This is a genomic window from Moorena sp. SIO3H5 (assembly GCF_010692395.1).
Taxonomy (GTDB): domain Bacteria; phylum Cyanobacteriota; class Cyanobacteriia; order Cyanobacteriales; family Coleofasciculaceae; genus Moorena.
Map to the genome: position 1 here is coordinate 1 of NZ_JAAHHS010000218.1, position 13,013 is coordinate 13,013.

Genomic DNA, 13,013 nt, shown 5'->3' on the forward strand with positions numbered 1-13,013 from the left:
AAGGATGTCAATCCGATCACTCTAGAAGCAGGACTCACTACCCGCTTGCGTGATGGTGTTAGTACCAGAGAGATTCAGGATAACTTGATCAACTGTGCCCTGGAAATGTGTAGTCCTGATCAGCCTGACTGGCGCTATGTAGCAGGACGACTGCAGATCTGGAGTCTCTGGAAAGATACCCTGGTAAACCGTGGTTATCAGTACGGTGACTACCCTAGAACTGTTCGCTCTAAAGTAGAGTCTGGTCAATATGACCCCAGTATCTTAACCTATACCACTGAGGAGCTAAACGAAGCAGGTTCTTGGATTAATCGGGATTGGGACACGGATTATGATTATGCAGGGGCTGTACTGCTAACTCGTCGGTATCTCCTGGCGGATGAGTTGCCCCAAGAGGCATTTTTAACTTGTGCTCTGCTGCTAGGGTCAGTGGAAGCCCCGGAAGATAGACTAGGTTGGGCAAGGCGATTTTATGAAGCGATCGCACAACGGAAAATATCTCTAGCTACCCCGATCCTGGCTAATCTCAGAATTCCTAAGGGGTCTCTGTCTTCCTGTTTTATCACTAGCATTGATGACAACCTCGAAAGCATCTTTGAAGGAATTACTGATACGGCCAGAATCTCCAAAAACGGTGGTGGTGTTGGGGTCAATGTCAGCCGGATTCGCTCAACGGGTAGCTGGGTGATGGGCAAAGCCAATGCTTCGGGCGGGGTGATTCCTTGGATTAAACTGCTAAACGATACTGCGATCGCAGTTAATCAAGGAGGGCGTCGGGCAGGAGCAGTCACCGTTAGTGTGGATGTGTGGCATCTCGATGTGCCAGAGTTTCTGGAGATGCAAGCGGAAAATGGCGATCCCCGGCGCAAGGCTTATGATATCTTTCCCCAATTGGTGATTCCCGATGAGTTTATGCGTCGGGTGGTTAATAAAGAAGACTGGACATTAATCGATCCCTATGAAGTACGGATCAAGCTGGGCATTGAGCTATCCGAACTTTGGGCAGAGGAGTTTGAAAGCGCCTATCAAACTATTGAAGCAGCTATCGGCGAAACCCTCACTCTCTACAAGACCGTGAATGCTCGGGAACTCTTCAAAACGATTATGCGATCGCAAGTAGAGACCGGGATGCCTTACTTGGCGTTCAAGGATACCATTAACCGCGCTAATCCTAATCAACACGAGGGCTACATCCCAGCGGTAAATCTTTGTACCGAAAGTTTCTCTAATGTCGAAATTGGCAATGCTGCTCACTGTTGCAATTTGGACTCAATCAATCTCGCCAATATTGAGGAAACTGAATTGCCTAATATCTGTCGTCTGGCAGTGCGGATTCTCGATAACACGATTGATTTAACCACTCCTCCTTTTAAAGCAGCCCATAGGCACAATCACAAATACCGCACCATCGGAGTCGGTTGTATGGGATTAGCGGATTGGTTAGCTAAACGGTTGCTAACCTATAACAACCTCAAGGAAATTAGTAACTTATTTGAGGATATTGGCTACTACTGCACCCATGCATCTATGGAACTGGCCATGGAACGTGGTGCTTATGCTGCTTTCGATGGCAGTGAGTGGAGTAAAGGTAAGCTAATTGGTGCTAAACCAGTGGAATGGTTTGTAGAAAATTCCCAGCATCAAGAGCGTTGGATAGCCCTATCTCAGGATATTCAAAAATTTGGGATTCGCAATTCTCATATTACTGCGATCGCACCCAATACATCCTCATCCCTAGTACAAGGATGTACAGCTAGTGTCTTACCAGTCCACAGCAAATTCTTCTATGACAAATGGGCAAAAGGCACTGTACCCATTGCGCCACCCTTTATTAAAGACAATTTTTGGTTCTACCACGAGAACAAAAACTTTGATCAGAAAAAAGTTGTTCAAGCAGTCGCCACGATCCAGCAATGGATTGATACTGGGATTTCCATGGAATTGTTATTTAACTTAAACCAAGGAGTCTATTTCCCAGACGAACCTGAACGCACCCTCAAAGCCAAAGACATCTATGAAACCCTAGTCATGGCTTGGGAATTAGGATGTAAAGCCGTGTATTATATCCGAACCGTCCAGCGTGACAACTTCAAAGAATTAGACAACACTTGTATCGCTTGCGCTAATTAGTGATTCCGTGGAACAGGCTTCCAGCCTGCGCGCGCATCGGTCAGCAGTCAGTAGTCAGTGGTCAGCAGTCAGCGGTCAGCTTTGTGGAACAGGCTTCCAGCCTGTGAAACATCGGTCAGTAGTCAGTGGTCAGCAGTCAGCGGTCAGCTTTGTGGAACAGGCTTCCAGCCTGTGAAACATCGGTCAGTAGTCAGTGGTCAGCAGTCAGCGGTCAGCTTTGTGGAACAGGCTTCCAGCCTGTGAAACATCAGCTGTTCGCGTAGCGTGGCCAAAGGCCTTTAGCTGAATGCTGATAGCTGAATGCTGATAGCTAATCGCTGATAGCTGAATGCGCGCATCGGTCAGTGGTCATTGGTCAGCAGTCAGCGGTCAGCTTTGTGGAACAGGCTTCCAGCCTGTGAAACATCAGCTGTTCGCGTAGCGTGGCCAAAGGCCTTTAGCTGAATGCTGTTCGCGTAGCGTGGCCAAAGGCCTTTAGCTGAATGCTGTTCGCGTAGCGTGGCCAAAGGCCTTTAGCTGAATGCTGTTCGCGTAGCGTGGCCAAAGGCCTTTAGCTGAATGCTCTTGCTCCCCACACTCCCTGTTTTCTATTCCCTTATAAAAATGCTAACTAACACTAAAATGCCAATTAACCCTATCTTTAATCCAGATGGGGATGATAAAACTGAACACCGTTCAATTTGGTTTGGTAACACCACTAACTTAATGCAACTCAATGATGTCCGTTATGCTTGGGCAATTGGGTTGTATCAACAGATGCGGGAGAATTTCTGGATTCCGCAGAAACTAGACCTAACTCAAGATGTAACAGACTACTCCAACTTAACGCCAGCAGAACGTTATGCTTATGATGGAATTCTCTCCTATTTAACTTTTTTGGATTCCGTTCAAACTTGCAATATTCCTCACATCAAAAGTAGCATTACTGCCCCAGAAGTTAGTCTGTGTATGGCGGAACAAATTTCTCAGGAAGGGATGCACAATCAAAGTTATCAATATATCATAGAAACCGTTATCCCTACTGAACATAGAAGTAGAGTCTATGAATTCTGGCGCACTGATAAAGTGCTGAGGGATAGATGCGAATTTGTCGCCAGTTTCTATCAACGGTATGTTGATAATCCTACCCCAGAAAACTATTTTGTTTCCTTACTGGCTGACTTTTTATTAGAAGGAATGTACTTCTATAATGGGTTTATTTACTTCTACAATCTCGCCTCTAGGATGCTGATGCCAGGCTCAGCTGACATTTTTAAAATGATTAATCGAGATGAACTGAGTCATGTCCGGCTTTATCAAAAGTTAATCCCCATGGCCATGGAAGTATTTCCCTATTCCAGGGACCAAATTTATGAAATGTTTGCCACAGCAGTGGAGCATGAATGTCGCTGGACTAATCATATTGTTGGTAACGATATTTTAGGGATTACCGAACGGAGTACTGAGCACTACACCAAGTATCTCGCTAATATCAGGTTACGTTCTATTGGATTAGAACCCCTTTACAAGGGGGAACACTATCAAAAGAGTCCCTACAGCCACTTAGAGCGTTTTTCTGATACTAAAAAAGATGCTCATACTAAAGCCAACTTCTTTGAAGCTAGCGTAACTAGTTATGTGATGTCTTCTGGGGTCAGTGGTTGGGATGAAATTTAGGAAATAGGGAGTCGGGAATAGGGAGTAGGGAGTAGGGAGTAGGGAGGTATGGCGATATTACTCATCAGCTTACTCCCACCTCAATTTCTTCCACACCAACCAATTGAGATATACCAGTTCTCATATTAATGAATTACACACACCTATTTTTTCCCTGTTCCCTGCTCCCTAAAACCTAGAATGAAAGTACCTGACCCAATGGCAAATCGCTATAATCTAGATTAATCAAGGATAGCAAAAAGTATGTCATCAAAAGTAGCTATTGTTACTGGAGGAACTCGTGGGATTGGTTTCGGCATCTCTGAGCAACTTGCCGCTGATGGATATGATATAATACTTGGCTTTAATAGCAATGAAACAGCAGCAGCTAATAGTAAAAAAACCTTAGAATCTGATTATGGAATTAAGGTTTATACCGTCAAAGGGGATGTTGCTCAAGCAGAAACCGTAGACAAATTTTTTGATTGTTTAGAAAACAACTTTGGTGGGAAATTAACGGCACTAATCCATAATGCTGGATTGTATGTAGGAATGACAACTACTCCAGCATCAGAGCAAGCAGAATTAGCTACTAATGCTCAGCATAAATTATTGGGAGATGGTAATTTAACGAGTTTAGCGGCCTATGACTACTATCAAAATGTCTACCCTAAATGCTTTATTCGTTGTGTAGAAAAAGCGGTTAAATACATGGAAGATGGTCAAGGTTATATTGTAGCAATGTCTTCCCCTGGATGTAACATTAATCAAACCCCAAGACTCAATTATATTATGCCAGGAACCGGAAAAACCGTAGTGGAATTTTTAACCCGATACTATGCCAAAATTCTAGCCTCAAGGCAGATCACTGTTAATGTCATTATTCCTGGTTTTATCAAAACAGAAGCTTGGAATTATTTTACAGCAAAATCTGGCGGAATAGATAGCGAAATGATGCAACAAAGAATTAAAAATACCCCCATGCAACGTTGGTGTTCCCCAACAGAAGTTGGTCAAGTGGTGGCTTTTTTATGTTCTCCGAAAGCTGCTTTTATTACAGGAGTTGCTTTGCCCATTGATGGCGGATTACATTTGCAGTAACAGGAATCGGAAAGTAACCAAGTATTTTCTTAACTGTCCAATACGTGGAACTGGCATCTTGCCAGTGTCAATAGATTTTCGGGCGGGCAGGATGCCCACTCTACTCCTATTCAGCACGAAGATTCAGCAACGCCTAAGACAAGTGCGGTTCTCATATTAATATTTTTTACCTGCTCCCTACTCCCTACTCCCTACTCCCTACTCCCTATTCCCTGTTCCTTTCCCCCAAATAGTAAACTAGAAACCAAACCATCCAAATCCACCAATCGATTCACTGTGACTAGAAGCCGCGAACCATTTCCCAGTCTGCTGCTGTATCACGCCCTGAAGTGGTCAGTGGTTAGCCCCCTGATCCATACCTATTTCCGGGGTCGCATTTATGGTGCTAAACACGTACCAACCTCGGGACCCCTGGTGGTGGTGAGTAACCATGCGAGTGACTTTGACCCGCCAATTTTATCTAATTGTGTGGGACGTCCAGTAGCCTTCATGGCCAAGCAAGAATTGTTTCGTGTCCCAGTCCTGAAACAGGCGATTGAATTGTATGGTGCTTACCCGGTTAAGCGGGGCTCCGCAGACCGGAGTGCCCTGCGTTCTGCCCTCAATTGCCTCGACAATGGCTGGGCGGTTGGTGTGTATTTGGATGGCACCAGGACACGGGATGCTCGTATTCATAAGCCCAAGCTTGGTGCGGCCTGGATTGCTGCCCAAGCCCAAGCCCCCCTGCTGCCGGTTACCTTGTGGGGAAGTCAAGGAATTGTTAAAAAAGGTTCTTTGATGCCACGGTCTGTGCCCTTAACTGTGCGCATTGGTAAGGTAATTGCTCCTCCTGGCTCCAGTAACCGAGACGAATTGCAAGCTGTAACCCAACAGTGTGCTGCAGCAATTAATGCTCTCCATGATTTGGGACGTTGATTATCTGGGAATAGGGAATCGGGAATCGGGAACAGGGAATAGGGAACAGGGAACAGGGAATAGGGAACAGGGAATAGGGAACAGGGAGCAGTTACTGTTTGACCCGGTGGGTGGAATGGGCATCTTGCCCGTTTCAATTTCCGGACGGGGGTTCCAACCGATGCCAACAGCCGGAAAACCATGGCAAGCCCGTCTTATCACGCACCACTAGCAACTCCCCCATCTCCCCATCTCCCCATCTCCCCATCTCCCCATCTCCCCATCTCCCCATCTCCCCACTATTTCTACCTAGCCTCACCAATAACCGTAAAAGCTGCCCAAGCTGAGGGGTCTGGATTACCATCTCCATCATTGAGCATCGATAACATCGCCTCTCGCATGGCTTTGGCTTTATCGAATTTGTGAGTGTAAATATTCGTATAAAACTCCCTCATCAACTTGGCCGTATCATCATCAGGCACTTGCCATAAGGACACCACTAAACTGGGTACACCTGCGGCAATCAAAGAACGGGATAAACCAACTACCCCTTCCCCTTTTATCTCACCCCTACCAGTATCACAAGCACTCAGGACGACTAACTTTGCTTTCAATAAGGATTTTTCCGGTCCTGCGTAACGACTCAGAATTTCACGACTGGTGAGAAAGCCATCATGGTCTGGTTTGTCAGGTGCTAATGCGATCGCACCTCGATAATAAATACCATCGACTAAACCATGGGTAGCTAAATGAATCAGCGAAGCATTGGCCATTTTGTCTACAATGGTTGATTCTGTTGCTAAGGGTCCAATCAGAGCAGTGGTATTCAGCAATTGAGCAATGGTTAAGGCTTCTGTTTCTGCATACGGTAGAGGGTCTAACGGTTCTTGTTCGAGTCCTACATTAATTTTGGGCATGGTGGGATTTCCCACAATCAATGGTGTTCCGTTGCTGTCTTTGACTCGATGCCAATGTTGACGGGTGAACGACAGGGATTGGATCGAAGGAGCAGTGAGAATGGTATGGTTTTCGATTAGATACTTGTGGTTATCATCTAGCAGAGCAGCAAAGGGAACCATAAATAGTTCTTGATGGGGAATGAAAATAATACGCTCTGATTCCTTTTCAGGTAATAAGTCAACAATGGGAGTAATCAGGAGTTGGTAGAGTTCCTGTAATGGATTACTATCCTTAGGGTTTGCTGGTGAAGCAGGATTCTGATTACCTCGACCTCTGACACCAATTTGCTCACGACTGAATTTGACTAGTTCAGCTAGAGTAGTATCTTGGGGTAAGGTATGACTACGGAAGGTAATCTTCCCAGTGGGAGCAATCACCCAACTATAAATTTGGTCATCAACAATGGAATATTCCACCAAGGTGGCTTGTTGCTGTTGAGCAATCTCTTGAATGTCTTTAAGAGTAGGAGGAGCTTTGTTTTGTTGAGGAGTTTCAGATAACTGTGCCGCTAATAATTCAATCAGAGCGCGGTTGCGACCCCGTTCCGAAATTTCTAAGGCTTGTTTTGGTTGACCTTGAGCAACCAAGACCTGTTGTAAAAGACCATAGCTACGAGCTTGTATTTCAAAAATAGAAACCTTCCAATCATCTTTGTTACGGAGGAGGTGGCGGATATCTTCCCAAATTTTAATGGCATCAAACAGGTGAGTTTGGGCTGGTTCTAGTTGATTATTTTTCAAGAAGGTAAGACCGAGATTATTTAGGGAGGTAGCTTCACCTTTACGGTCTCCGATTTCCCTATCAATAGCTAAAGATTGTTGGTGGTAATCAATCGCTTTAAAGTACTCTCCCAGATTACGGTATGCATTACCCAGATTATCCAGGGAGCTAGCTTCACCGTTACGGTGTCCGATTTCCCGAAAAATGTCTAAGGATTGTTGGTGGTAATCAATGGCTATTTTGTAGTCTCCCAGATTACCAGATAGACTACCCAGATTATCCAGGGACATAGCTTGAATCAGGCGGTCTCCAATTTTCCTACCAATAACAATCGAGTGTTGATAGTAATTAATCGATTTTATGTAGTAATCAATTGGTTGATCAATTGCTTTTTTGTAGTCTCCCAGATGAAATTTTTCATAGTTTACCAGATTCTTGTATGCATTACCTAGATTACCGAGAGAGAGAGCTTCACCCTTAAGATCTCGGATTTCTCTATAAATTTCTAAAGATTTTTGGTGGTAATCAATGGCTGTTTTGTACTCTCCCAGATTATCGTATGCACTACCCAGATTACCCAGGGAGCTAGCTTCACCATTGCGGTCTCCGATTTCCCTTTTAATAGCTAAAGATTGTTGGTAATAATCAATTGCTTTTTTATAGTCTCCCAGAGTATCGTATGCAATACCCAGATTATTCAGGGAGTTAGCTTCACCCTGGCGGTGTCTGATGTCCCTAGCAATAGCTAAAGATTGTTGGTAATAATCAATTGCTTTTTTATAGTCTCCCAGAGTATCGTATGCAATACCCAGATTATTCAGGGCGCTAGCTTCACCCTGGCGGTGTTCGATTTCTCTATAAATTTCTAAAGATTTTTGGTGGTAATCAATTGCTTTAAAGTACTCGCCCAGATGATAGTATGCATTACCTAGACTATTCAGGGAGTTAGCTTCAGCCTCACGGTCTCTGATTTCCCGAAAAATGTCTATCGATTGTCGGTGGTAATCAATGGCTTTTTTGTAGTCTCCCAGATTATCGTATGCATCACCTAGACTATTCAGGGAGTTAGCTTCAGCCTCACGGTCTCTGATTTCCCGAAAAATGTCTATCGATTGTCGGTGGTAATCAATGGCTTTTTTGTAGTTTCCCAGATTATCGTATGCATTACCTAGACTATTCAGGGAGTTAGTTTCAGCCTCACGGTCTCCGATTTCCCTAGCAATAGCTATCGATTGTTGGTGGTAATCAATCGCTTTTTTGTACTCTCCCAGAGTACCGTATGCAAGACCCAGATTACCCAGGGAAGTAGCTATTGCAAAGGGGTCTCCGATTTCCCTAGCAATAGCTATCGATTGTTGGTAGTAATCAATCGCTTTAAAGTAGTCTCCCAGATGATAGTATGCACTACCCAAATTACCCAAGGATTTAGCTTCACCCAGGCGGTCTCCGACTTCCCTTTGAATAGCTAAGGATGGTAGGTAGTAATCAATGGCTTTTTTGTGGTTTGCCAGATTACCGTATGCACTACCCAGATTACCCAGGGAAGCAGCTTCACCCTTGCGGTCTCCGATTTGTTTATAAATCACTAATGCTTGCTGCCAAGACTGTAATGCTTCTGGGAACTCACTTCGACGAAAGTGACTAATTCCCTGCTGAACGAGTTTATCCGCCTCGGCTTTCTTACTGTCTACTTCAACTATGGGATCTGTAGGGGCTACAGTCCCTTCTTGCTCTGGGCTAACCGTGTTTTGTTCTTGAGCCAGTGCTGGTAAACTCAGGAATCTAGCCACAACAGGCAATTCCCCAGGGGTGAGGCAGATAGTGAGAAGTCCCAACCATAAGACCTGCTTAAGTTTCATCTAGAAGAATATTGAATCATTACCTACTTGGTCATATCTAAGACATTCCTGAGCCTATGCAATGATTCAGGGAACAGGAAGTAGGGAGTAGGAAATTATCTACCTCGCTTCACCAATAACCGTAAAAGCCGCCCAAGCTGAGGGGTCTGGATTACCATCTTCATCATTGAGCATCGATAACATCGCCTCTCGCATGGCTTTGGCTTTATCCATGTTGTAAGTGTAAATATTAGTGTAAAACTCCGTCATTAACTTGGCCGTATCATCATCAGGCACTTGCCATAAGGACACCACCAAACTGGGTACACCTGCGGCAATCAAAGAACGGGATAAACCAACTACCCCTTCCCCTTTAATCTCACCCCTACCCGTATCACAAGCACTCAGAACCACTAACTTTGCTTTCAATAAGGATTTTTCCGGTCCTGCGTAACGACTCAGAATTTCACGACTGGTGAGAAAGCCATCATGGTCTGGTTTCTCAGGTGCTAATGCGATCGCACCTCGATAATAAATACCATTGACATCATCGAGTAAACCATGGGTGGCTAAATGGATAACGGAAGCATTGGCCATTTTTTCCACAATGGTTGATTCTGTTGCTTCTGCTCCAATTAGAGCGGTGGTATTCAGCAATTGAGCAATGGTTAAGGCTTCTTTTTCTGCACCCGGTAGAGGCTTTAACGGTTTTTGTTCCAGTCCTATTTTAATTTTGGGCATGGTGGGATTACCCACAATCAATGGTTTCCCCGTGCTGTCTTTGACTCGATGCCAATTTTTACGGGTGAACGACAGGGATTGGATCGAAGGAGCAGTGAGAATGGTATGGTTTTCGATTAGATAATTTCCGTTATCATCTAGCAGAGCAGCAAAGGGAACCAGAAATAGTTCTTTATGGGGGATAAAAATAACACGGTCTGATGGGTTTGTTGGTAATACGTCAACAAAGGGAGTAATCAGCAGTTGGTAGAGCTCCTGTAATCGATTACTATTGTTAGGGTTTAGTGGTGAAGGACCATGAGTGAATAAGTTAACAATTGGAGTAATCAACAGTTGGTAGAGTTGTTGTAGTCGATTACCATCCTTAGTGTTTTGTGGTGAAGAAGGATTGTGATTAGATCTACCTCTGACACCAATCTCCTCACGACTAAATTTGACTAGTTTGGCCAGAGTGGTATCTTGGGGTAAATCATGACTACGGAAAGTAATCTCACCAGTGGGAGCAATCACCCAACTATAAATCTGGTCATCAACAATCGAATATTCCACCAACGTGGCTTGTTGTTGTTGAGCAATCTCTTGAATGTCTTCAAGAGTAAGAGCTTTGGTTTTTTGAGGAGTTTCAGATAACTGTGCCCCTAATAAATCAATCAGAGCACGGTTGCGACCCCGTTCGGAAATCTCTAAGGCTTGTTTTGGTTTACCTTGAGCAACCAATACCTGTTGTAATAGACGATAGCTGCGAGCTTGTTGTTCAAAACTAGAAACCTTCCAATCATCTTTGTTAATGAGTATTTTGCGGATATCTTCCCAAACTTTAATGGTATAAAACAGGTTACTTTGGGCGTATTCTAGTTGATTGTTTTCTAAAAAGATAGCACTGAGATTATTTAGGGATTTAGCTTGAACCAGGAGGTGTCCGATTTCCCTAGCAATAGCTATGGATTGTTGGTGGTAATCAATTGCTTTAAAGTAGTCTCCCATATAATAGTATGCATTACCCAGATTACCCAGGGAGTTAGCTTCACCGAGGGGGTTTCCGATTTCCCTTTTAATAGCTAAGGATTTTTGGTAGTAATCAATCGCTTTAAAGTAGTCTCCCAGATTACCGTATGCAATACCGATATTATTCAGGGAGTTAGCTTCACCGAGGGGGTTTCCGATTTCCTGAGCAATAGCTAAGGATTTTTGGTAGTAATCAATCGCTTTAAAGTAGTCTCCCAAACTTTGGTATGCACCACCTAGATTATTCAGGGAGTTAGCTTCACCTTTGCGGTCTCCGATTTCCCTTTTAATAGCTAAGGATTTTTGGTGGTAATCAATGGCGTTTTTGTAGTCTCCCAGATTACCGTATGCACTACCAAGACTATTCAGGGAGTTAGCTTCACCCAGGCGGTTTCCGATTTCCCTTTTAATAGCTAAGGATTTTTGGTAGTAATCAATCGCTTTAAAGTAGTCTCCCAAACTCTGGTATATAGCACCCAAATTATTCAGGGAGTTAGCTTCACCGAGGGGGTTTCCAATTTCCCTTTTAATAGCTAAGGATTTTTGGTGGTAATCAATCGCTTTAAAGTAGTCTCCCAGATGACCGTATGCATTACCCAAATTACCCAGGGACTTAGCTTCACCCAGGCGGTTTCCGATTTCCCTAGCAATAACTAAGGATTTTTGGTAGTAATCAATCGCTTTAAAGTAGTCTCCCAAATGATCGTATGCAAGACCCAGATTAGTCAGGGACTTAGCATCACCCAGGCGGTATCCAATTTGTTTATAAATCATCAATGCTTGCTGCTAAGACTGTATGCTTCTGGGAACTCACTTCGACCAAAGTGACTAAATCCCTGGTTCAGGAGTTTGTCCGCCTCTGCTTGCTTACTGTCTACTTGAAGTATGGCATCACTAGGGGCTATAGTCCCTTCTTGCTCTGGGCTAACCGTGTTTTGTTCTTGAGCCAGTGCTGGTAAACTCAGGAATCTAGCCACAACAGGCAATTCCCCAGGAGTGAAGCAGATAGTGAGAAGTCCCAACCATAAGACCTGCTTAAGTTTCATAATAGGATATTGAATTATTCCCTATTTAGCTATATCTGAGAGATTCCTGAACCTATGCAATGTTTAAGGGAGTAGGGTGTGGGGTGTGGGGTGTGGGGTGTGGGGTGACGGGAGTGCGATCGCTCGGGTAGTGGCGTGGCACACCTAAAAATGTTTGTTGGGTTGAGCGGTAGGGAAACCCAACAAAGTGTTACTGGTGTTGGGTTTCATTCTTCAACCCAACCTACGCTTATTGCACCATTAATGATGTGTCGGTCCAGTAGGGTGCTTTCAGGGCGATCGCCTATAGTGTAGGTTAGGTTTCGTTTCTTCAACCCAAGACACCAACCCTGATCAATATCTTACATGACTGATGTTGATAAAATAGAAAAAACCGGAAATAATCTTGAAAGTATGCTCAAAACCTCACCCTTTCAGCAAGGGATTGAAACCGTTTAAAAATTGTCTTTAGAAGAGCAAGAGATATTACTCGGTACTCTTCTCAAAAGATTCCATTTACAACGCAGAGGAATACTAGTGCAAGAAATCCAAGAAATTCACCAAGAATTAGCGGAAGGTAAAGTAAAATTTGGCTCAGTTGATCAATTCCTAGAAGAACTCGATTAATTGAGAAAACCGTGCGTCAGTTAGCAGAAAATCTCTTAGGCAATAGGCATGCTAGCAACAGGCAACAGGGGCAAGAGTTCCGGACTACCCACACCCCACACCCCACACCCCACACCCTCAATTCTCTACCTCGCTTCACCTATCACAGTAAAAGCCGCCCAAGCTGAGGGGTCTGGATTACCATCTTCATCATTAAGCATGGATAACATCGCCTCTCGCATGGCTTTGGCTTTATCCATTTTGTGGGTGTAAATATTCGTGTAAAACTCCGTCATCAACTTGGCCGTATCATCATCAGGCACTTGCCATAAGGACACCACCAAACTGGGTACACCTG

General features: G+C 44.2%; 12 protein-coding genes. 5 read left to right on the top strand and 7 right to left on the bottom strand.

Annotated features, from left to right (window positions below; all coding sequences use genetic code 11):
• Both F6K52_RS21615 and F6K52_RS21620 read left to right on the top strand, forming a co-directional pair.
• Window positions 1–2,130, top strand: a 2,130-nt coding sequence (locus F6K52_RS21615) for a ribonucleoside-diphosphate reductase subunit alpha (RefSeq protein ID WP_293082428.1), incomplete at its 5' end; no start/stop codon positions are given.
• 57 nt (window positions 2,131–2,187) lie between these two features.
• Window positions 2,188–2,373 carry a hypothetical protein gene (locus F6K52_RS21620; RefSeq protein ID WP_293082430.1) on the top strand — a complete coding sequence of 62 codons (186 nt, stop codon included), beginning with the start codon at window positions 2,188–2,190 and terminating at the stop codon, window positions 2,371–2,373.
• A 119-nt stretch (window positions 2,374–2,492) separates the two neighbouring features.
• Here F6K52_RS21620 and F6K52_RS21625 read toward each other — a convergent pair whose 3' ends face one another.
• The gene (locus tag F6K52_RS21625) at window positions 2,493–2,636 is read right to left on the bottom strand and encodes a hypothetical protein (protein ID WP_293082432.1); all 144 of its coding nucleotides are present in this window, start codon (window positions 2,634–2,636) and stop codon (window positions 2,493–2,495) included.
• A gap of 97 nt (window positions 2,637–2,733) precedes the next feature.
• On the opposite strand from F6K52_RS21625, the gene F6K52_RS21630 reads away from it, so the two are divergent.
• The 3 genes from F6K52_RS21630 (at window position 2,734) to F6K52_RS21640 (ending at window position 5,781) form a co-directional block, all read left to right on the top strand.
• Window positions 2,734–3,786, top strand: coding sequence for a ribonucleotide-diphosphate reductase subunit beta (locus F6K52_RS21630; RefSeq protein ID WP_293082434.1), 1,053 nt, complete (start codon window positions 2,734–2,736; stop codon window positions 3,784–3,786).
• 243 nt (window positions 3,787–4,029) lie between these two features.
• Window positions 4,030–4,866 (top strand): SDR family oxidoreductase, encoded by an 837-nt coding sequence (locus tag F6K52_RS21635; RefSeq protein WP_293082436.1) that lies wholly within the window; start codon window positions 4,030–4,032, stop codon window positions 4,864–4,866.
• Between the two features lie 276 nt (window positions 4,867–5,142).
• Entirely contained in the window at window positions 5,143–5,781 is a 639-nt protein-coding gene (locus F6K52_RS21640; protein ID WP_293082438.1) for a lysophospholipid acyltransferase family protein, read from the top strand.
• On the opposite strand, the gene F6K52_RS21645 is transcribed toward F6K52_RS21640, so the two are convergent.
• The 6 genes from F6K52_RS21645 to F6K52_RS21670 form a co-directional block, all read right to left on the bottom strand.
• Window positions 5,782–5,904, bottom strand: coding sequence for a hypothetical protein (locus F6K52_RS21645; protein WP_293082440.1), 123 nt, complete (start codon window positions 5,902–5,904; stop codon window positions 5,782–5,784).
• Window positions 5,905–5,914: 10 nt separating this feature from the next.
• Window positions 5,915–6,052 (bottom strand): hypothetical protein, encoded by a 138-nt coding sequence (locus tag F6K52_RS21650; RefSeq protein WP_293082442.1) that lies wholly within the window; start codon window positions 6,050–6,052, stop codon window positions 5,915–5,917.
• A gap of 13 nt (window positions 6,053–6,065) precedes the next feature.
• Complete coding sequence (locus tag F6K52_RS21655) at window positions 6,066–9,299, bottom strand: CHAT domain-containing protein (protein WP_293082444.1); 3,234 nt, start codon at window positions 9,297–9,299, stop codon at window positions 6,066–6,068.
• 99 nt (window positions 9,300–9,398) lie between these two features.
• A complete protein-coding gene (locus F6K52_RS21660) occupies window positions 9,399–11,798 on the bottom strand; it encodes a CHAT domain-containing tetratricopeptide repeat protein (protein WP_293082446.1) in 2,400 nt (799 codons plus the stop codon).
• The gene (locus F6K52_RS21665; protein ID WP_293082448.1) at window positions 11,798–12,070 is read right to left on the bottom strand and encodes a hypothetical protein; all 273 of its coding nucleotides are present in this window, start codon (window positions 12,068–12,070) and stop codon (window positions 11,798–11,800) included. Before F6K52_RS21665 ends, F6K52_RS21660 begins: the two co-directional genes overlap by 1 nt.
• A gap of 731 nt (window positions 12,071–12,801) precedes the next feature.
• Window positions 12,802–13,013 (bottom strand): CHAT domain-containing protein (locus F6K52_RS21670; protein WP_293082450.1); only part of this gene is annotated, 212 nt, incomplete at its 5' end.

What these genes read in the sequence shown, in the direction of transcription:
- F6K52_RS21630 (WP_293082434.1), top strand. Translation starts at nt 2,734, where the DNA reads ATGCTAACTAACACTAAAATGCCAATTAACCCTATCTTTAATCCAGAT.
- F6K52_RS21635 (WP_293082436.1), top strand. Translation starts at nt 4,030, where the DNA reads ATGTCATCAAAAGTAGCTATTGTTACTGGAGGAACTCGTGGGATTGGT.
- F6K52_RS21645 (WP_293082440.1), bottom strand. Translation starts at nt 5,904, where the DNA reads ATGCCCATTCCACCCACCGGGTCAAACAGTAACTGCTCCCTGTTCCCT.
- F6K52_RS21650 (WP_293082442.1), bottom strand. Translation starts at nt 6,052, where the DNA reads ATGGGGAGATGGGGAGATGGGGAGATGGGGAGATGGGGAGATGGGGAG.
- F6K52_RS21655 (WP_293082444.1), bottom strand. Translation starts at nt 9,299, where the DNA reads ATGAAACTTAAGCAGGTCTTATGGTTGGGACTTCTCACTATCTGCCTC.
- F6K52_RS21660 (WP_293082446.1), bottom strand. Translation starts at nt 11,798, where the DNA reads ATGATTTATAAACAAATTGGATACCGCCTGGGTGATGCTAAGTCCCTG.
- F6K52_RS21665 (WP_293082448.1), bottom strand. Translation starts at nt 12,070, where the DNA reads ATGAAACTTAAGCAGGTCTTATGGTTGGGACTTCTCACTATCTGCTTC.